The organism is Pseudomonas sp. D5(2026), assembly GCF_057766845.1.
The window spans coordinates 2,067,997-2,085,781 of sequence record NZ_CM173421.1; the positions used below are offsets into that span (position 1 = coordinate 2,067,997).

Consider the following 17,785-nt stretch of genomic DNA (forward strand, 5'->3'; position numbering starts at 1 on the left):
CTTCACGGTAGCGGTAGTGTGCGGTCGCCATGACCCGGGACGTGGAACACGGCCTGGTTTGCGCGGATCGTATGCAACTGCCAGTTGTTCAGGCTGTCGCCGGGCTGCAGCAGGTGCACAGCCGATAATGACCGCGCACCGGCGGGCAGGGCGGCCACAAACCTGACGGCACCCCGGGTCTCGATCCCCAGCAGGGTGAAGGGCGGCGTCGGGGCTTGGGCCTTGGCTTTCTGGGCGGCGGAGGCAGCTGGCTGTGTGATGGCGGCCGCCGGCACAGCGGCGGGCGTCGACAGTTTCTCGATTGCCGTCTCAACCGCGGCCAGTCGTTGTTCCAGTCTGGTCAAGTCGGCGTTACTCAGACCACGGGGTGTCGCTTGAAGCACTTTCAGTGAAGCGGTCAGCTCAGCCAGTTGCTGGCTGAGGCTTGCCTGCGCTGAGGCACTCTGGCCTTGCGCTTCGCCCAGCGCTATTACCTGCGGCTGCAGCGTCGCGAGCGTATTGCTCAGTGCATCGATGTCGCGGCGTAGAGCCGGCGCAGGATCGGCAGGGGTATCGCGGGCGGCGGCCTGGAGCTCGGCCAGTTGCTGGTGATGGTTGTACGTTTCGGCGGCAAGTACGGCGGCGCCGAGGCACAGCGCGCCGATCACCAGGGCCTGAAAGTGCTGAACCTTCATGGCGCAATCTCCAGGGTCGAGAAGGGTGGTTCGGGCGGTGGTAAGCGCAGGGCGTAGCACACGGTCCGCTCGACCGGATCGATGTCGAGCCGCCAGGCCGGGCCACCGATGATGGTCAAGGCGTCCAGCAGTGTGATCGGGCCGAGCTGGTGTTGCACGGCAGGCAGGGGACGGCGGAACAACCGATCCACCACCGCGCTGTCGGGGCAGAGTGAGTAGCCCGAACGTTGCAGCACGTGGCGCAGGGCTTCGCCGACATTCGCCTGCAGGGCCGGAGCGATTTGCACGTTGATGAGTTGGTACAGGGGCTGGCGCTGCTCCAGCGTCGGCCGGGTACTGACCAAGGTGTAGCGGTCCTGGCGGACCCAAGCCGGTATCGAAGGCTTCGGCTTGAGCGAGGAAAGCGGTGGCTCAGCGGGTGCAGGCGTGGGCGCCGGTGGTGGGGTGCTGCAGCCAACCAGCGCGATCATCAGACCGAGGATAGGGAGGGAGGAGGTATACATGACCAGGTCTCGACAAAAGTTGTCGACACCTTGGCGAAAGTGCGGGCAGGTCCCCACTGAAAAACCGAATCTAGTCAGCTAGATTTCCGTCGAGGGGCCACAAAAAAGGCGCCCGTATGGGGCGCCTTGGGTCAGTTTTCAGTGAACAGGGGCAGTTGCGGAAGCGCTGCTGCGTCGGGGTCAAAGATCAGAAAGCGGGTGTCTGCCTGACCAGCCAGCAGGAGCAGCTGAAGTAACGCGGGCGGTACATGATCATCGCGCAGGCGTCCACTGACTTCGTCGATGCTGCAACTGCTGCTTCCTGTCTCCACTCCTGCTACCCAGGGTGTCGAATACAACTTGCAGCCCACGGCATGGCTGCTGTTGAGTTCAAAGCACTCGAAGAAGCTCGCCGGTGAATTACACCACGCGCGTATTTGCAGGTACTCGAACGCTTCCGCCGGCAGGTGAGCGCTGCTGATTTCCCAGCTGCGGCTGTAGTGCCCGGTGGCGAAGGACAACTGCTCGATCAGGTCGCGTGCAGCTTCCTCGCTGCGGAGGTAGCCGAGGTGCAGCAGGCGTCCGAGGTGACTGTCAATGACCTGGTAGAGCACCGTACTCACTAGCCCCTCCACCGGGCAGCGCATGCGCACAAATGATGGCACCCTTTCGCTGTCGGTGATAACGGCATAGTCGTCTTCGAACAGGCAAGGCTGCAAGTTGATGGCCTCATTGGGTAGTTGGTTCTGGGCCGGGTGCAGCGGGCGGTAGCAGGGCGGGCAGTTGTCGGCATAACTGATCTGGACGACACGCTCGAAGCGAAGATCGTGGAAACCGCGGAAAAACGGGTTGCGAAGGGAAGGATGCATGATGGTTCTCCGTAGGCGCAGAGGCCACCCCGAATTGGCGGTGGCCTCCTTGGACAGAGGTGGGCTGTTAGAGCCAACCGTACTCGGCCAACGAAAGCGGGGTGCCTTCGCCGACGATAATGTGGTCCAGAACGCGGACCTCAACCAGGGCCAAGGCCTCGGTCAGGCGTGTGGTGAGTACCCGATCGGCACCGCTCGGTTCCGAGCAGCCGGAAGGGTGGTTGTGGCTGAAGATCACGGCGGCGGCGTTGTGCTGCAGTGCCTTGATGACCACCTCGCGGGGATACACCGAGGCCCCGTCGATGCTGCCGGTGAACAGAATGTCGAAGCTCAACACGCGGTGACGCGAGTCGAGGCAGAGCAGGGCAAACACCTCGTGGTGGTACGGGGCGAGTCGCAGTTTCAGGTAGGCCGCGGCATCGGCGGGGGTGATCAGCTGCTCGCCGCGCTGGAAGTGACGCTGGTCCAGCAACTGCAAGGCTTCGGTGATCAGCGCATCCTCACGGACGCGTTGGGCCAACACGGGGGCGAGTGGGTCGACCCGGTTCAGGGCGGTGTTCATGGGCAATTCCTCGTGGGAGATGGAGCGCCCCCTGGGGGAGTGCCCCAGGCTGGTGAAATGCGCGACTCAAAGACGCGTGAAGCGATGACGGGCACCGTGGGGCGAGCTTTGGCAGCCCTCGCACGGTCGGGTGGAAAAGGCCTCGAAACCGGCGCCGGTGTGTGGATCGAAATCGGCGCTCAGTGGCAGCAGGGCCTGCAGTTGGGTACGCATATGGGCGATGCGTTGCTCAAGTTCAGCCTCGCTGTAGTACAGCGACAGCGCGCTGAAGTCGTCATAAGCGAATGCTTGTAGGCAGTCCTCGCATAGCCAGAAGCTTTCCATGGCAACCTCCGACGTGAGTGAACAACAGGCGCTCGTGGGAGCGCCTATTGTGGACGGTCAACTTGCCTTAGGCAGATTGGCATGCGGCGGCCGGGATGGGCTGGCGCTGATCGGCGTCACCGTCGGTGTCCGCCTCTTCCGTTTCCTCTGCAACGTCCGGGGCGCTGGCAGCGTTGGTGCGAGCGGGCGCACGGTAGCTGAACTGGCCATCGACCTTGATCCACTCGATGAAGATCAGCCGACCTTTGAGGCTGGCGCCGGGTTGCCCCTTGCGCTCACCTTTCTCGTAAAGGAAGGGATCCACCCAGAGGTCGCCGATGCGAAACGCGATCAGGACCTTGCGGTCTGCACGGACGTCTTCCAGGTGTTCACGGATCAGCCGGTCGGCTTCACCACTGGCGACCTTGCAGTCGAAGCGGGTGTACTCGACGTCGTCCGAGGCACCGTGCAAGGCGGCGATGTCACACGCCATGAAGGCTTGGCCGCGGCGTACCGGGACTTCGCGCACACGGTTAAGGTATCCAATGCCTTGGGTGTGCAGGTTGAAGTAGGTGGTGGGGGCGTTATTGCTTGCAGTCGTCATGATAGAGCTCCTGTTTAGCAGAAACGCGGACAGCCACCGGCCCTGGCGGCGGGTGAGTGCCGCAAGGGGGACGTGCAAAAACGTGGTTCGGTGTAGAGAGCGCTCATCACCGAGGGGACGGTGACCGTGCGAGCTGCCGAGCGCGCATCGCACTTGGGGAGAACCACCCGAAATGGGCGTAGCCTCGAAGGTTCTGGCTACCTTTACGCTGTCAACGACAGCGGTGTGCAGCTCATCTATAAAACGCGGGAAAATGCCCGTCAACCGGGGATTGCAGGCGGTTTTGGCCAGCGGAATACGGTGGTGTTCTGTGGATTTTCGAAGGCGAAAAAATAGCCCGACGGTCATCAGGCTAGGAAGAATTGGACCACCCTTGATCCGGCAACCTACCCGCGAAGTTCGTCGCAAAACTTCCGCGGTTGATCCACCTGGATCACCCGACCCTTGTCGTGGTCTGGGTCGGAATCAACTGGCACGCATCCGCGCACAAAAGGTGCCCAGTGTTTCACCGGCGGGCACCGGAGCTGAGCATTGTCGCCGAAGCGGATGACCCCTGCGGCCTGGCACAAGCCACACGGGTCATCCACCTAGACAACTTGGGAACGCGGAGAAGCCATCCGAAGATGCAGAGAAGTGTGGCTCCGAACTCTACGAGTCTGACCGAGCTGCCCGGAGCGAATCGGTCTTGGATCGCCTCGTGGCGAAGGGCACCCTCACTACACCAGCGCGATGGTGCCCCGTCAAGTCAAGGTTTTTTCCCCTGCTTGGGTTTAGCCACCGGCTTGGTGCCCTTGCATTCCGGGTAGCGGGTGCAGGACCAGAAGCTGCCGGTGCGACCCTTGCGCTGACGCATGGCGCTGCGGCACACCGGACAGAACGGCCCCTTGCTAGTAGGAGGGCGCAGGCTGAGCGAGGCGTGACTGCGCACCAGCCGGGTCAGCCACTCCGCCTGCTTGGCGAGGAAGGTCTCGACACTCAGCTGGCCCGACTCGATGCGGTCCAACGCCTGTTCCCACAGCGCGGTCAGCACCGGGTCGGCGACCTCCGGCGGCACTGCCTCGATCAAGGTATGGGCCGCCGCCGAAGCGGCCAAACTGCGTTTTTTCTTGATCAGGTAGCCATGATCGATCAGGCCCTGGATGATGGCGGCGCGAGTGGCCTCGGTGCCGAGGCCGCAGCTGTCCTTGAGCGTCTGCTTGAGCCGCGGGTCGGCCACCTGGTTAGCAATGGTTTTCATGGCCTTGACCAGGGTGCCTTCTGTGTAAGCCTTGGGTGGCTGGGTGCGTTGCGCGTTGATCGTCGCGTCGGTCAATGTCAGCGCTGCCGCCTCACGCAGTGTCGGCAGGCGCTGGGCCTGCTCAACCGGCTCGTGGCCGTCGCCTTCGTTGATTACCGCTTTCCAGCCACGGGTCAAAATCTGCTTGCCGCGGGCGAGCAGTTGATCACCCTGACTGTGCAGCAGCGCCTGGGTTTTCAGATACTCATGCTCGGGCAGAAACTGCGCCAGGTAGCGGGCGCGAATCAACGTGTACACCGCCCGTTCGCGCTCGGAGAGCGGCGCCAGGTCCAGCGAAACGGCGGTGGGAATGATGCCGTGGTGCGCGGTGATCTTGCTGCTGTTCCAGGCGCGGGAGCGGCGGCAAGGGTCGAGGTCTTTCAGCGTTTGTCCCAGTGAAGGTGCGGCCGCCGCCAGGGCGTGAAGGACACGCGGTACCTCATCGAGCCCGCTCTCGGGGAGGTAGCCGCAGTCGGTGCGCGGGTAGGTGGTCGCCTTGTGGGTCTCGTACAGCGCCTGGGCGATCCCCAGGGTCTCCTGCGCACCAAGCCCGAGCTTGGCTGAGCAGATCTCCTGCAGGGTGCCCAGATCAAAGGGCAGCGGTGGGCCTTCACGAACCTGCTCGACCTCCACACTGTGGACCCTGGCTGACCCCTGCTGGAGCAGACGTCGCGCTGCCGCCTGCGCGGCTACCTCGTCGATGCAGCGCCCAGCGTCGTCGCAGACAGTGGCGGGTGGCTGCCAGCGGGACAGAAAGCCCGTGCCGTCGGCTTCCAGCTGAGCGTCGACGGTCCAGAACGGCTGCGGCACAAAGCTCGCGATCGCCCGGTCGCGCTCGACCACCAGGCGCAGCGTCGGCGTCTGCACCCGGCCGACCGGCAGCAGGCCATCGAAGCCGGCACGGCGACCGAGCAGGGTGAACAATCGGCTCAGGTTGATGCCCACCAGCCAGTCCGCGTGGGACCGGGCCAACGCGCAGTGGTATAGCGGTAAGGTCTGCTCGCCTGGGCGCAAACTACCCAGGCCCCGACGGATCGAGGCGTCATCCAGGGCCGAGAGCCACAGGCGCAGGACCGGGCCCTGGTACTGGCAGCGTTCGAGAATCTCCCGGGCGATCATTTCGCCCTCGCGGTCGGCGTCGGTGGCGATCACCACCTCGCTGCAGGTGCGTAGCAGTTGGCTAATCACCTTCAGTTGGCTGGCGACCTTGGTTTTGACGATCAGCTGCCAACGCGCTGGGATGATGGGCAGATCGTCCAGTGACCAGCGCTTGTAGTCGCCATAGGCCTCAGGGGGCGCCGTTTCCAACAGATGGCCAACGCACCAGGTGACGGTGACGCCCGTTCCGTGCAGGCAGCCGTCGCCACGCCGACTGGCTTGCAGCGCCCGGGCGATATCACGGGCTTGAGATGGTTTTTCGCAGATAAACAGGCGCATACGCAGGCCCTCTCGGTGGGTACCGACAGGGTGGCGGGGTGGGTAGGGAGCACCAGCGATAATCCGAAGCCGCCGCGCTCCTGTTGGTGTGCAGCGAGATCCGACAGACGATTACTTGCGCTGCGCCAGGTGGGTGGCCAGCTTTTGCAGAAACTCCAAGGCAAATTGCTTATCTGCTTCGCTCAGCGCCTTGATGATCGACGTGATCTGCACGTCCTGGTCCTGGGGGCGAGGGCTGATGGCCAGTAGCAGCTCATCGGCGGGGCAACCGTAAAGGTCGGCCAGTTGCAGCAGCTTACTCACGGAGAGCTCAACCTGGCCACGTTCGAGTCGCGACACGGCTTCACCGGAGATTTTCAGGTACTCGCCTATCTTCGCTTGGGTCAGACCACGGGCGCGACGATACTCCGCCAACTGGCGGCCAATGTGATGTGGGCTAGGCTCTTTGACTGGCAACGGGGACGCTCTCCAATTCGACCCAAAAGGTTGGCTGGCAACCCTTTGAGGCGTATCACCGAAAATATCTGTAAAACCCGCCCGTCCATACGGAGGCTGCGATTTGCACGGATCAAACCAGAGTGAGGCGGATGCGCTAGCGATCAAGGCCTATGAGCTGTTCATGGCCACCCACCTGGAACCGGACAACCTCGAGGCGCGCGCCAGGTTGATCGACTGGGTCCAGGAAAGTCCGGCGCACTGGCGGGCATTCCTTGCCCTGGACCAGTACCTGGAGGAAGTGTCGCAGTTGTTGCAGGGGGCCCAACGGGGGAAACCCCGGGGGGATCGAACGTCTGCAGGCGTCGGGGCTGCCCGCCGAGCAGGTTGCACAGATCCAGCGATATCGCGCTGCGGGCCGTGATTCCACTGAAATCCACCCGCTCAAGTGGTCTTGCGCGACGCCTTCTTGCTTGCCCCTTTACGCCCGGAACCGGCGTTTTCTTGGGCCTTCTCGCGCATGGACACCGACGCCAGGCGGTGCGGCAGGATGCCAATACGCCGCGCCTCGACCTTGAAGGTCACGCGCGCATTGTCTTCGCTGTCTTCCCACTCCTCCTTAACCGTCCGGCCCTCGACCAGGATGCGCATGCCTTTCTGGAACAGAGTGCTCCAGTGTTCGGCGTCGCGGTGCCAGAGCTCGACTGGGGCCCAGTAGCCGCCACGATCTTCGTAGCCACCTTCACGCGGCACTGGATTGTCGAAATACACGTTCAAGCGCAACAGGCGCCGTGGTTCCTCCGGGTTGTTGTTGAACTCCTGAAATTCAGGAACGCTGCCGATGTTGCCTTCGCCAACAAAGAACGTACTCATGCGTGCTACTCCTCGGTGGGGGAACGGGAAAGGGCGAGTTCGGCGACCTCGAGCTTGCTGACGCCGGCGATGGCCTGGCGATACAGCGACTGCAGGCTGCTCATCTGCAGGTTCAGCACCACGCGGTTGGTCTCCAGCTGATACAGCGCCTGCCGCAGCTCGGGGTGGAGTAACGGATGAACCATCGCCTCCTGCCACACCGCCACGCCCATGCGCTGAAAGTCCGGGCTGCGCCAGCGCAAAAAGTCGGTGCCGGTCGCGCTGTGCTGGACCACCAGGCGCAGGTCCAGCAGCGAGAAGGGGGGCTGCGCCATGATCGCCAGCATCACGCCCATCAATTCGGCGAACTGGGTGCGCAGGCGCAGGATCGTCTCGGCGAACTGCTGCAGCTCCCCCTTACCCTTAAAAGGCTTTAAAAGGCCTTTTAGGGAGGCACCTTGTGCGAGCTCGCGATAGGCATCTGCGGACAAACGCCGGGCAATCGCGTCAGCCAGGGTCATACGTCACCCCCGTCGACTGGCGCATCCGGTGTGGGCTGCTGATCCGCTCCTGGCATTTCGAGGGCTTCGGCCACTGCTGCAGCGGCGCTGCGGGCGATCGGTGGGGCGAATTGGGAACGACGGGACCCTTCCAGAATGTCCTGCGGCGGCAGGCCGAATTTGTCGATGGCTTCGCGCGCGCGGGCGTTGTTGGCGGCCATGTCATCCCGGCTGACGCCGGCCACGCGGTAGTGCTGCGCCAGGCCCAACAGGCTGCGCAGGACATGCGCACCACCATCGATCCAGGATTCCATGTCCATGCGACCGATCAGCGCGGTGTGGTGGGCGAGCAGTACCCGACGGACCAGGACGTCATAGTCGGTCAGCAGGTAGATCGCGAGAAAGCCCAGCTGGCTGCCGATGAACAGCGGCAGGGTGACGGGGTGGATGTTGAGGTTGTCGCCGACATCGACCTGAGGCGGCAGGGCGCGCTCGACGTGGCTGACCTGCTGGGTCAGCGTGCGTATCTGGGCCTTGGCCTGCAGCAGCTTTTCTTCCAACTGCAGCATGAACCAGTCGGCGTACGGATCGTCCTGGCTGCTCGCCTGCTTGAGCAGGTTGGTGACCGCGATGTAGCCGGGCATGCCCAGAATTGGGTGCACCCCGTCGCGGCGGCTACGGCCTTGCCACAGCCGCGCCGCATGATGGGTGTGTAGGGTGAGGGTGATGCTGCTGCGCAAAGAGCCCAGGTTGAGCTGATAATGATCGGCCATCGCCAGTACCTCGCCGTGGGAATGACGCTGACGATGGGCTGATCCGGCAAGACCGATGCGAATCAACGCGAAGCTGGTTAGCTCGTATTTTGCAGGCGCTGGACATCTGTGGATTTGATGGCAGTGACATCAATTCCACAGACGTCCACTGCCTATGACGCTGTACCGAGGCCGCGACAGCGTTGCTTCAATTCCTCAAGGCAAGCGAGTGCAAGCGGGGAAGCCATGCGTTGACCGTTGCGCCGTGGCCGCTCGCTGACTGACTCCGACACGGGCTTCGGTTTCTGTACGCGGGAAGGCGCGGCCGCGAGTTTCGTCGCTTCGGCGCGGGCGGCCCACACGGTGAACTCCCCTTGGCAGGCGCGCTTGATCAAGCCCATCAGGTAGGCGACCGGCTTTCGGATCTCGCCGCGGGCGCAGCGCACCGCCGCTTCGTTGATGACCGCTTGTTGTTGTTCAGGCTCGAGCTGACGCATCGCCTGGGTGGCCATGCGCCGCTCGGTCGGGTTGAGGGGTAAATCCTCGGGCCAACGCACTCGGCCAAACTCCACCTGCGCCAGTACTGTACTTTTTTTGCTTTGGTCTTTCTGTACTGTACGGCCGCCGTCGGCATTCCGAACTACAGCCGCAACCGGCGCATTGCCGCAGGGATCGGAATCGGTAGGCAAGGCGCTCGGATTCCGAACGGGGTGGCGGTCGCCGGGTTCGGAATCTTCCGCACTTGTCAGCGGCAACGCTTGCTGCTGTGCCGAAGGAAGCGGTGTACTGAGTCTGTCCTTGGCGACCTGCGCGACCTGCGGGTCGGCAAGGATTTCCTCAATCACATGTTGCGCCACATCACGCACGCCTTTGGTGGCATGGGTGAGGTTCTGCTGCAGCAGAGCCGCATAGCCGGCATCCGACTCTAACTGCTCGGCCGGGGTCAACGGACCTCCGTGCAGCACGTAGATGCAACCGCGCAGGCAACCTTGGGCATCGCGAGAGCGGGCCACCAGGCTGAGCCAGCGAGTGGTACGCAAGACGTTGAGCGCACGTGCGATGGTTTCGCGCGACGCCTGGGTGCCGCAAGGACTGGTCGCCAGGTACGGCTGCAGGTCCTGGTAGCGGGGAGTTTTGACCTGGCGTTCGGTGATCAGCCAGCGCAGCACCAGCCAGGTGTTTCGCTCCAATGGGGTTAGCCGGCGATCGAGCAGCAGCGCCTGCGGCAATGGATGGTTGTCGCCGTAGTAGATCGTGCGCAGCGGTATCTCCTCCGCCGAGCTGGCCATTTTGGCTTGTGCCGCCTGCCACTCGATACGGCGCCGGAGCGCGTCATAGCACTGACGCACCACGTCCTGCCAGTCGACCTGGTAGAAGCTCAGCATGGCGCACCTCCGTACAATTCGACCTGTTGCCAGACCAGGGTCAGGCTGATGTGTTGCTCTTCGGCGAGCATCATCATTGTGTCCAGCGGATCGTTGTCCGGATCTTCCGATCGCAGCTGGCTCCAGCGGTTCCACACCGCATGTTCCTGCGCTTCACTGAGCTGAACCGGTCGGCCGCGGTGGGTCTCAATCTTCAGCACGCGGCGACGCAGTGCGGTTTCCGAATGGTCCAGGCCAAAGCATCGATACATGATGTTGGAGCTCGCGCCCAGCTTGAGCGCCCGGTTGATTAGCCGCTCGTTCTGTTCGTTTCGGTCGGCCTGGGCGATGAGGCGTCGCAGCACGGTCGTGTCGACCTTAACTTCGACCCAGGCAATCGACGAGTGCGCGAGGTGGGACAAAGTAGTTGGCGGTAGCGATTGAAGCACCTCGATGTCTTCGTCGGCCAGGCCCAGGGCTTTGCAGCGCTGCAGGCGGCCATGACGCAATTCATGTAGCACCTGGTTCAACATGGCATGGTTCAGCAGATTGAACGGTGTGCTCATGAGACACCTCCGGGTGTTAGCGAGTGGACGACAGCGTGAGTTCGATCAGGCGTCGGGATAGCCGGATCAGCGACAACAGTTGTGCCAATTGAACATCGGGAAGGCGCTCAAGCCCGACAGAGAGAGGTGGGCGATCGATCAGCGGCAGGTCATACGCCCCGAGCAGCAGTTGGCCGAATAGCGCAGCGGGGAGCTGCTGGCGTTGTTCCCAGACGACTTCATCCTGCAAGCGCAGCAACGCGCCCAGCAGCAGCTGGATGCCGGTACTGCGGGGGGTTGAAAAGCCTGCTGTATCCGGCACCAGCGTGAAACCCAGGCCTTCGTCGGTTGCGCTGACTATCTGCCGCGCGTTGGCATAGTTGGCAAGCTCGCCCGCCAGACCCGCGCAGGCATGGCGCAGTTGCGGCAGATTGTCCAGGGTATGGGGTAGCGGCCATACGGCGTCCAGTGAATCCGACAACCAGATATGCACATCACTGGCGGCCTCGCTGGGTTGAGAGAGGAGTGGGGATACCGGCGAGCTCTCCTCTTGGCGTTGGGCGTCGAGGCATTGCGCTACTTTGGTTTCTACTTCCGTTTCAACGGGGCGCGCAGGGTTGCCCGGATCTGGCGCGCTGAGTTGGGGTGATTCTTCAGGCACACCTCCGATTACTGTATGAGTGTCTTGGCCCAAGTCATATGGATGCGGGTGGGAAACCTCTGCCGCAAGCGGTGGACGTGATGGCTGAGCGGTATCCTGGGTCAGTTCCAACGCCAATAGACGAGGTGACTGGTTCAAGCGCTTCGCCATATGCGCGAGCAACTCGTCCTGCAGTTCAGAGGGGTCCAGATCCGCTGACTCGCTGTCAAACCCAGACAGCACCTCCAGCCAGAGTGGGCTGAACTCGAGTGGGACGCCGACGTACCGGTTCCAAACCGATTCGGCGCGCCGTCGGAGGCTGATGATCCGCTCGATGGAGGGTTTGCCCAACCCTGCATACAAGGTTTGTGGAATCGCTGGCAGCAAATGGTCTAGCGTGTCTAGCATCCGGCTGATGTGAGGTTGCGAGATCGGGTAGCCGCCGGCCGTTAATCGCGCCGCGAGCTCACGCTGACTGAGGTTATCGTGTTCCTCCAGAAGCATTTCTCTGAACTTGGCGACGGCAAGTGCTCGCTCAACGAACATAAGCTGGCCGTGCAGATCGCTTTCGGCCAGATGGCCCAGCAAAGTGTCAGGTTCCGATTGCCAAGGACGGAACAGGCAAGTAATACGGAAGAAGCGCTCTTGTCGGGTTTCCTGCCACAGTTCCGCGAGGATACTCAGGCGGGTGTTGCCGCCGTTGCGGATGATGAAGTGTTGTTCGCCGGGCCTGCGCGTGATGGACGGGGGCTGGTCCAGGCCGCGGTCGCGGATGGAGGCTTTCAGTTCCGCGTACAACGGGTTGCGGATGAAGCGCGGGTTATGTTCGTAGGGCCGGAGTTGCTCAAGGGTTACGACCATCGGCGTGTCGCAGTCAGGGTCGGCTGTCGGTTCCTGCGGTGCCCGCTGAGGAAAATGCGCTTGCTGAAGCTTGCGAGTGATTTCATCGGATGTTGGCGTTTTCATAACCTGGCCCTGATCTACCAGTACAGACGAACCAACCATGGCTCTCCCAGATTGCGCTGCCTTCGCTTACAATGAACGGGTGGGCGCGGCGGATATCCTCAACGGGAGAACGAGTAAACGGCCGGAGGCAATGCGCACAGAGCATGCAGAGTCCAGCCAATACCACCTGTCTCATGAGTGGCTCGACGCTGGTGGGCCGGCGGGGCATCCAGACGATTTGATACCACTGGGACATGACCGTGAGAGTCGGCTGGCATGGGCCAACTGGTGGTCCCATTCCGGAAACAGTTCCCGAGCTAGCGCCCGCATTACTTCGGCCGCACAACGACTGCGCGCGCCAGGCACGGCCTTCGTTTCGACTCGGTGCACCGGTAGCCCCATTGAAGCGGCATTGAGGTAGGCCACACGGTCTGGAATCACTGTGTTGCACATGCTGACATGTGGGTCGGCTGCAAAGGTGGTGCGCAGGCTCTGCATGATCCGGCAGGTATCGCGCCGATTGGCGTTGACCTGATTGAGCAGCAGTTTTACCGGGGGTAACGTGACGCCGAGGTGGCGGTAGGGCTCCAGCTCTTCAAACATCCCGAGTGTGCCACGACGTAGCTCGCGTGCCGCCAGCATTTCCGGCGGCAGCGGGCACAAGGCGCAATCGGAGGCGAGGATGGCCATCTCAACCAATACGCTGCGTGCGCCTTGCGTATCAATGATGAGCACGTCATACCGATCCTCAAAGGCTGACAGCAAGTTACGCAGTCGCAGGCGGCCATCGGCCGCGTGCAACAGCAAGGTGCTCAGATGTCCAGCTCGGTCGTTGGACACGATCAACTCAAGGTGCGGGATAACGGTGGCGGTGATCACCTGCTCAGGGGTTGTGAGTCTCTGTGAGATGAGTTCGTAGCTGCCCGCCTCACGAGGCTCGTACAAGGCGTAGTAGCTGGACAGCGTCGGTTGGCTATCCAGGTCCAGCAACAACACCCACAACCCGGAGTCGGCGAGTAGGCCGCCCAGGTTGGCGGCGACGGTAGTTTTGCCGGCGCCGCCCTTGGTCGAGATCAGCGAAAGGACTTTCATGGCGCTACTCCCTGACCGACAGTCGATCTTGAACCCACTGCTCGATTTCCAGTGAGTCCCAGCCGACGGCGCGGGTGCCGATGCGCCGGCATTGGGGAAACTTGCCTGCCTTCATCAGGTTGTAAATATGCGAACGCTTGAAGCCTGTTTTGGCCTCGACGTCTGGGCGACGCAGAATACGGTGTTGTTCCGTCGAGGTGTGTTGGGTCTGAGCAGTCATACAGAACACTCCTTGCTGCTTGGTGGCAGCTGTTGGTCGTGTTGTGTATTTGGCACGCTGCGCTGGTCGAACACACTGCAATTGCAGATACTGGGTTCTGCAATTGCAGTGGGGTTATGCTTTTTCTAAATGACGCTTGGCTTGGGCAAGCTTTGTCCAGAGGGTTCTTTCGGACATGCCTGGGTGCCCTGGATGATGCGCCACCAACGCATCAATGACCGACTCCATTGATGCGAAGGAGGAGAATCGTTTGCCCGAAGGGGATTGCCCGAGGAGTAGCCCAAGCAAACCACCCACTATGCACAGATAGGTCGCTTCGCTGCGAGGACCTGGTAGGCTCTGTTTAGCAGCTGTTTGAATTTGAGTTTCTTGGTCGTGTTGTAATATTTGGAATCGCGTTTTTAGAGCTTCCCACTCCTCGTTACGGTCGGCAAGCTGCTGTATCAATACGGTACGGTTGGTTAATAGAGCTTGGATAGCCTCTACACTGACGGCAGCGTGTAAACTGCGTTCAACATCGTCAAAGAGAAACTCGGGTTTCTGATCTGGATAAAAATGAGACATCCATGCTTTAAGGTCGACATGGCGTAGGGTCAGATCGGGATCGCTAAGAAGGGGCGGGTTGGCCATAGTGATACCCTCCTTTCCATAAGGCAGATCGTGATTGGCCATCGCGTCGTAAAGGCGTTCCTCATACAAGCGCAGCACAGGCCAACGCGGAAAATCCTCTGGATCCAAGATTTGTTTGTGTCCTATTTTTCTGAAGATGTAGGCTTCCCGCCTTAGAAGACCAGCCCAGCGAATGGCAGCTTCAATTGGGCGATAATAAACTTTGCAACCACGGCATATTGGATCGCACATTTCCCACCTCCCTGTTTGGCGTGCCTGCCTATTTTTGACCATTAATTTAACGGTCGCTATTAGATCCAGATTTTATTGGCGGAAATTATATGTGGTGTCGTGCGTGGGGTGAGTGTATTTGTAGGGTTGCTGGTATCAAGATTTGAGTTTTTAGTCAGTAATGCTTTTTTGGTAATAGCTATTTCAATCGGAAAAGCTGGTTTCCAATGGCTGGGCGGTCCAGCTCTGAGGGTTTGATGGTGTTGCTATTGCGCTGTGCAGAATACCTTATATGGAAACGGAAACGTGAACTGTTACGGCCTGGGGCGGTGGCGCGGGGTTCTTGTTGCTGTAGTGTCAGTTAAATGTTGTTAGGGACACTGCGCGATATAATTTCATAGAGTCGATGTTTCTCGGGGTTGTGTTGTTTGGTTGGATGGCTGTAGCTTCGCCGGTATAGGAGGTAAACCTTTCGGGAGAGTACACAACTGGCGGGTGCTTATAAGGGTAAACAATTTTCATACATCATCTTCAGTAGCTTCAGGGGCGGGGCTGAGCCGATCAATTAAGCGCTGTAAAGGGTCTGTGTGAACCTCGGAGGGGCGAAGAAGATAGGTTGTTAGTCGCGGGCAAGGATCTGAAATAGGTCGTGCGATAACACCCTCATATTTACACGAATTTGCTTGATACTCACCAATGAAGGCGACGCCATAGCCGGCGGCAACTAGTGTCATCATCAGATCAGTTGAGGTGACTCGTTCTACGATAGCCGGTGGGCATTGCAGCATCTTTAGGGCTTGCTCGACCTGAGTAAAGGTACCTTCGTGGACCTTCTCATCCATTATGATCAAACGATATCCCATTGCTAAGGGGAGAGGCACTTCTTTGTAGGTGAGCAGCGGGTGACGCACAGAGACTGCCAAGTACATTGATTCTTCCCAAATAGGGATGGCCACAAAACCGTCGTCTACTGACGAAGACCTTGCAAGCCCAATATCATATAGGGCGTCTCGTAGGCCACGAAGTTGTTGAGGGGAGGATGTTTCAAATATTCGGATGTTGGTTTCCGGCTCTTCTTCTCTGCAGCGAGCAAGGAATGATGCAAGTGGAGTCGGCGGGAGAGGGGCGGACACTGCGATGCGCAAAGTCCGATGATAGCCCTGTTCGGCTGCCCTGACATTGCTAATTGCCTGGTCAAGTGCAACAAAGATGCGCGGGACATCCTCAAGAAAGACTTGTCCGGAGAAGGTCAGCCTTGTACCGCGCCGGGTTCGTTCAAAAAGCTTGACACCTAAGTTCTGCTCAAGCTCTGTGATAGCACGGGAAAGAGGAGGTTGTTCAATGTGAAGGCGCTCGGCTGCTCGTGAAAAATGCAGCTCTTCGGCAAGAGTCAAGAAACGATGTAAATGACGTAACTCCATGTAAATTACCTCCTTCTACCTAACCTGCTTTGGCCCTAGGCCCATTCGAGCCTGCGGATTACTATCTGCTATTTCAGAACCTCGCCAATCAAAATGTTGGTAGTTCGAGACCATTCCGGTCTCGGTTTCGGACAACGTCCTCTACGCAGTGTTCTTCGCGTAACCAGCAAGCGAGGAGATCGACAGGTGGCCGGTAGCGCGAAACACGCCGGAGATCGCAAGTTTTTTACGCACAGCGTCTAGCCATGCTATTACTGCGATGTGAAGATGGTGCTGTCGATGAGATATAAAATGTTTAGATTCCTCAACCGTCCAGCACCAAACGCGCACTTCGGCATCCCGAGATACAGGGTGCAATCCATTCGCCGCCGCTACGCTGAGCATCGCTGAGATACTCGTCGCGATGTTCGGGCTCGCCTTAGATGATCTGGCTGCGCAAGCGCCGCAGATGTCCATGCCAGACCGGTAGCTCCACATCGACCCGCGCCGCTGCTTGCACGAGGCTTTCCACGGTCTACACATTGCGAGACCAGCGAGTAGGCGTGCCCGGATGTCGGAGTACAGGCTGGGGCCTGAAAGCGTTCGCGGTACAGCGCCGAGGCGGGCCAGCTGCTTGCCAGGGTTACCTGTTCCACGCATCCCATCAATCCAGCGGGGCCATGGCAATACAAGCCCGCCTTGGTCCCAGGCTGGCAACTGTTCGATCAGGCGCGCGGCGATCTGATGGGCACGCAGGTCGCCTTACAGGTTGATACCGTTGTCCAGGCGTTGGCTAAAAGGCACATCGAGGGCGTCGTATGTCCCAAAATAACCTCAGCAAAGGCAAAGCGACCGCATAGCCCCAGTGAATCTATCGTGAGCGGCGCACACGGACCACTTGCGGGGATGACGGAGAAGGGTGGCTGCCGTACTCAGTCGTCCAGTTCGAGCACTTTGGCCAACTCGATGTAGTCCAGGCTCCACAAGGTGCCGCCACCCATTTTCTGGTTGTGCATCGAGCGGAAACCGGTCAGTTGCTGGGCACGTTTGCTGAGGGTTCGGGCCATTTCCAGCGGAATTGCAAATGGGTAGGCTTCCTCTGGAACCAACCAGCCTGGGCAGAATGCCAGGGTCAGTGCACGGCGGGGGCGGTTGGATATGTTGGCGCCGCCACCATGTACCACCTTGCCCGAGAAAATCATCGCATCCCCTTTCTCCATGACGGCAGGAATGCTCGGCGTATTGTCCATTCGCTCCCGGTCATTGAAATCTGGCCACTTGTGGCTTCCTGGGATGACGCGTGTGGCACCCATGTCTTCGGTGTAGTCGGAAATAGCGATGATGCAGTTGCACATCACTTCTGGACCGGCAGGGCCATAGCTGCGGAAGACTGGGTAGTTTTCCAGGTCGCGGTGCAGGAACTGTTGCTTCTCCCCAGGCTGGATCTCAATGATCTGCGCAGCGTTCATCCAATAGGAGTCGCTGGTTTCAAGCATCAGGGTATCGATGTACGAGAGCATGATTTCGTGATCGATCATTTCCTCACGGAAGGTCTTGCTGCGTCGGACCAACTGGGTGATGCGCTTGGTTTTCTTACCGGCAAATTCAGTCATCCATTCTGGGCCGTCGTAGCCTGCGGCCCAACCGGCGACGGTGGCTTCCATGTCGGCATTGAAGCGGTCGACCTGGGCGGCGAACAGCCCTTTGATAATCACGCCACCGTCTTCATCAATGATGCTCTTGACGATTTCAGGCGCTGTTCCAGCGGGCACTTCCTTCATTTTTGCAGGAGCTTGGATTTCAGAGGCGAGCATGATGTTCTCCGATCTGTAAAAACTGAACATGCTCCTGCAACCCTGCGGAGCATGACCGGATCATAGGCAGCTTCGACGACCGTCAACAGGTGGAAGACGGCCAAGTTCGTGCGTCTTTTTGGCCACCTGTGCGCCTGGCTTCCATCCACAGAAGTTTGGCCTCCATGCACCTGTGCACC

20 protein-coding genes are annotated in these 17,785 nt (G+C 60.3%); 1 reads left to right on the forward strand and 19 read right to left on the reverse strand.

Annotated elements, in window-relative coordinates:
* Window positions 1-2: 2 nt before the first annotated feature.
* From AC3B5Q_RS09400 to relB, 8 genes are all read right to left on the reverse strand, one after another.
* On the reverse strand, window positions 3-674 hold the full coding sequence (locus tag AC3B5Q_RS09400) for a hypothetical protein (RefSeq protein ID WP_488393021.1): 672 nt from the start codon (window positions 672-674) through the stop codon (window positions 3-5).
* Window positions 671-1,177, reverse strand: coding sequence for a PFGI-1 class ICE element type IV pilus protein PilL2 (pilL2, locus tag AC3B5Q_RS09405; protein WP_488393022.1), 507 nt, complete (start codon window positions 1,175-1,177; stop codon window positions 671-673). Before pilL2 ends, AC3B5Q_RS09400 begins: the two co-directional genes overlap by 4 nt.
* 131 nt (window positions 1,178-1,308) lie before the next feature.
* Entirely contained in the window at window positions 1,309-2,025 is a 717-nt protein-coding gene (locus AC3B5Q_RS09410) for a DUF5983 family protein (RefSeq protein WP_488393023.1), read from the reverse strand.
* Between the two features lie 67 nt (window positions 2,026-2,092).
* On the reverse strand, window positions 2,093-2,587 hold the full coding sequence (locus tag AC3B5Q_RS09415) for a JAB domain-containing protein (RefSeq protein WP_488393024.1): 495 nt from the start codon (window positions 2,585-2,587) through the stop codon (window positions 2,093-2,095).
* A gap of 66 nt (window positions 2,588-2,653) precedes the next feature.
* Window positions 2,654-2,911, reverse strand: a complete 258-nt coding sequence (locus tag AC3B5Q_RS09420) for a hypothetical protein (protein ID WP_488393025.1) — start codon at window positions 2,909-2,911, stop codon at window positions 2,654-2,656.
* Window positions 2,912-2,978: 67 nt separating this feature from the next.
* A complete protein-coding gene (locus AC3B5Q_RS09425) occupies window positions 2,979-3,494 on the reverse strand; it encodes an STY4534 family ICE replication protein (RefSeq protein WP_488393026.1) in 516 nt (171 codons plus the stop codon).
* Between the two features lie 745 nt (window positions 3,495-4,239).
* On the reverse strand, window positions 4,240-6,207 hold the full coding sequence (locus AC3B5Q_RS09430) for a DNA topoisomerase III (protein ID WP_488393027.1): 1,968 nt from the start codon (window positions 6,205-6,207) through the stop codon (window positions 4,240-4,242).
* Window positions 6,208-6,318: 111 nt separating this feature from the next.
* The gene (relB, locus tag AC3B5Q_RS09435; protein WP_488393028.1) at window positions 6,319-6,663 is read right to left on the reverse strand and encodes a type II toxin-antitoxin system RelB family anti-toxin; all 345 of its coding nucleotides are present in this window, start codon (window positions 6,661-6,663) and stop codon (window positions 6,319-6,321) included.
* 103 nt (window positions 6,664-6,766) lie between these two features.
* Between relB and AC3B5Q_RS09440 the strand changes: the two genes are divergently transcribed.
* A complete protein-coding gene (locus AC3B5Q_RS09440; protein WP_488393029.1) occupies window positions 6,767-7,066 on the forward strand; it encodes a hypothetical protein in 300 nt (99 codons plus the stop codon).
* 20 nt (window positions 7,067-7,086) lie between these two features.
* Here the strand turns inward: AC3B5Q_RS09440 and AC3B5Q_RS09445 are convergent, their stop codons facing one another.
* The 11 genes from AC3B5Q_RS09445 to AC3B5Q_RS09495 all read right to left on the reverse strand — a co-directional run bounded on the left by AC3B5Q_RS09445 (window position 7,087) and on the right by AC3B5Q_RS09495 (window position 17,606).
* Window positions 7,087-7,515: a single-stranded DNA-binding protein gene (locus AC3B5Q_RS09445; protein ID WP_488393030.1), complete on the reverse strand. Its 429-nt coding sequence runs from the start codon at window positions 7,513-7,515 to the stop codon at window positions 7,087-7,089.
* A 5-nt stretch (window positions 7,516-7,520) separates the two neighbouring features.
* On the reverse strand, window positions 7,521-8,015 hold the full coding sequence (locus AC3B5Q_RS09450; RefSeq protein WP_488393031.1) for a DUF3158 family protein: 495 nt from the start codon (window positions 8,013-8,015) through the stop codon (window positions 7,521-7,523).
* Window positions 8,012-8,767 carry a PFL_4669 family integrating conjugative element protein gene (locus AC3B5Q_RS09455; protein ID WP_488393032.1) on the reverse strand — a complete coding sequence of 252 codons (756 nt, stop codon included), beginning with the start codon at window positions 8,765-8,767 and terminating at the stop codon, window positions 8,012-8,014. The genes AC3B5Q_RS09450 and AC3B5Q_RS09455 overlap by 4 nt, the downstream gene beginning before the upstream one ends.
* A 152-nt stretch (window positions 8,768-8,919) precedes the next feature.
* Window positions 8,920-10,131 (reverse strand): STY4528 family pathogenicity island replication protein, encoded by a 1,212-nt coding sequence (locus tag AC3B5Q_RS09460; RefSeq protein WP_488393033.1) that lies wholly within the window; start codon window positions 10,129-10,131, stop codon window positions 8,920-8,922.
* Window positions 10,125-10,676 (reverse strand): DUF2857 domain-containing protein, encoded by a 552-nt coding sequence (locus AC3B5Q_RS09465; protein ID WP_104883725.1) that lies wholly within the window; start codon window positions 10,674-10,676, stop codon window positions 10,125-10,127. Before AC3B5Q_RS09465 ends, AC3B5Q_RS09460 begins: the two co-directional genes overlap by 7 nt.
* Window positions 10,677-10,692: 16 nt before the next feature.
* Window positions 10,693-12,261 (reverse strand): ParB family protein, encoded by a 1,569-nt coding sequence (locus AC3B5Q_RS09470; RefSeq protein WP_488393034.1) that lies wholly within the window; start codon window positions 12,259-12,261, stop codon window positions 10,693-10,695.
* 171 nt (window positions 12,262-12,432) lie between these two features.
* A complete protein-coding gene (locus tag AC3B5Q_RS09475; protein WP_104883727.1) occupies window positions 12,433-13,332 on the reverse strand; it encodes a ParA family protein in 900 nt (299 codons plus the stop codon).
* Between the two features lie 4 nt (window positions 13,333-13,336).
* The gene (locus AC3B5Q_RS09480; protein ID WP_104883728.1) at window positions 13,337-13,552 is read right to left on the reverse strand and encodes an AlpA family transcriptional regulator; all 216 of its coding nucleotides are present in this window, start codon (window positions 13,550-13,552) and stop codon (window positions 13,337-13,339) included.
* Between the two features lie 114 nt (window positions 13,553-13,666).
* A complete protein-coding gene (locus AC3B5Q_RS09485; RefSeq protein ID WP_488393035.1) occupies window positions 13,667-14,413 on the reverse strand; it encodes a hypothetical protein in 747 nt (248 codons plus the stop codon).
* Between the two features lie 497 nt (window positions 14,414-14,910).
* Window positions 14,911-15,813: a LysR family transcriptional regulator gene (locus tag AC3B5Q_RS09490; RefSeq protein WP_488393036.1), complete on the reverse strand. Its 903-nt coding sequence runs from the start codon at window positions 15,811-15,813 to the stop codon at window positions 14,911-14,913.
* A gap of 911 nt (window positions 15,814-16,724) precedes the next feature.
* Complete coding sequence (locus AC3B5Q_RS09495) at window positions 16,725-17,606, reverse strand: phytanoyl-CoA dioxygenase family protein (RefSeq protein WP_218274782.1); 882 nt, start codon at window positions 17,604-17,606, stop codon at window positions 16,725-16,727.
* Between the last annotated feature and the right edge of the window lie 179 nt (window positions 17,607-17,785).

What these genes read in the sequence shown, in the direction of transcription:
- AC3B5Q_RS09420 (WP_488393025.1), bottom strand. Translation starts at nt 2,911, where the DNA reads ATGGAAAGCTTCTGGCTATGCGAGGACTGCCTACAAGCATTCGCTTAT.
- AC3B5Q_RS09475 (WP_104883727.1), bottom strand. Translation starts at nt 13,332, where the DNA reads ATGAAAGTCCTTTCGCTGATCTCGACCAAGGGCGGCGCCGGCAAAACT.
- AC3B5Q_RS09445 (WP_488393030.1), bottom strand. Translation starts at nt 7,515, where the DNA reads ATGAGTACGTTCTTTGTTGGCGAAGGCAACATCGGCAGCGTTCCTGAA.
- AC3B5Q_RS09410 (WP_488393023.1), bottom strand. Translation starts at nt 2,025, where the DNA reads ATGCATCCTTCCCTTCGCAACCCGTTTTTCCGCGGTTTCCACGATCTT.
- AC3B5Q_RS09425 (WP_488393026.1), bottom strand. Translation starts at nt 3,494, where the DNA reads ATGACGACTGCAAGCAATAACGCCCCCACCACCTACTTCAACCTGCAC.
- pilL2 (WP_488393022.1), bottom strand. Translation starts at nt 1,177, where the DNA reads ATGTATACCTCCTCCCTCCCTATCCTCGGTCTGATGATCGCGCTGGTT.
- AC3B5Q_RS09430 (WP_488393027.1), bottom strand. Translation starts at nt 6,207, where the DNA reads ATGCGCCTGTTTATCTGCGAAAAACCATCTCAAGCCCGTGATATCGCC.
- AC3B5Q_RS09470 (WP_488393034.1), bottom strand. Translation starts at nt 12,261, where the DNA reads ATGAAAACGCCAACATCCGATGAAATCACTCGCAAGCTTCAGCAAGCG.
- AC3B5Q_RS09495 (WP_218274782.1), bottom strand. Translation starts at nt 17,606, where the DNA reads ATGCTCGCCTCTGAAATCCAAGCTCCTGCAAAAATGAAGGAAGTGCCC.
- AC3B5Q_RS09490 (WP_488393036.1), bottom strand. Translation starts at nt 15,813, where the DNA reads ATGGAGTTACGTCATTTACATCGTTTCTTGACTCTTGCCGAAGAGCTG.
- AC3B5Q_RS09460 (WP_488393033.1), bottom strand. Translation starts at nt 10,131, where the DNA reads ATGCTGAGCTTCTACCAGGTCGACTGGCAGGACGTGGTGCGTCAGTGC.
- AC3B5Q_RS09480 (WP_104883728.1), bottom strand. Translation starts at nt 13,552, where the DNA reads ATGACTGCTCAGACCCAACACACCTCGACGGAACAACACCGTATTCTG.
- AC3B5Q_RS09400 (WP_488393021.1), bottom strand. Translation starts at nt 674, where the DNA reads ATGAAGGTTCAGCACTTTCAGGCCCTGGTGATCGGCGCGCTGTGCCTC.
- AC3B5Q_RS09465 (WP_104883725.1), bottom strand. Translation starts at nt 10,676, where the DNA reads ATGAGCACACCGTTCAATCTGCTGAACCATGCCATGTTGAACCAGGTG.
- AC3B5Q_RS09485 (WP_488393035.1), bottom strand. Translation starts at nt 14,413, where the DNA reads ATGTGCGATCCAATATGCCGTGGTTGCAAAGTTTATTATCGCCCAATT.
- AC3B5Q_RS09455 (WP_488393032.1), bottom strand. Translation starts at nt 8,767, where the DNA reads ATGGCCGATCATTATCAGCTCAACCTGGGCTCTTTGCGCAGCAGCATC.
- AC3B5Q_RS09450 (WP_488393031.1), bottom strand. Translation starts at nt 8,015, where the DNA reads ATGACCCTGGCTGACGCGATTGCCCGGCGTTTGTCCGCAGATGCCTAT.
- AC3B5Q_RS09415 (WP_488393024.1), bottom strand. Translation starts at nt 2,587, where the DNA reads ATGAACACCGCCCTGAACCGGGTCGACCCACTCGCCCCCGTGTTGGCC.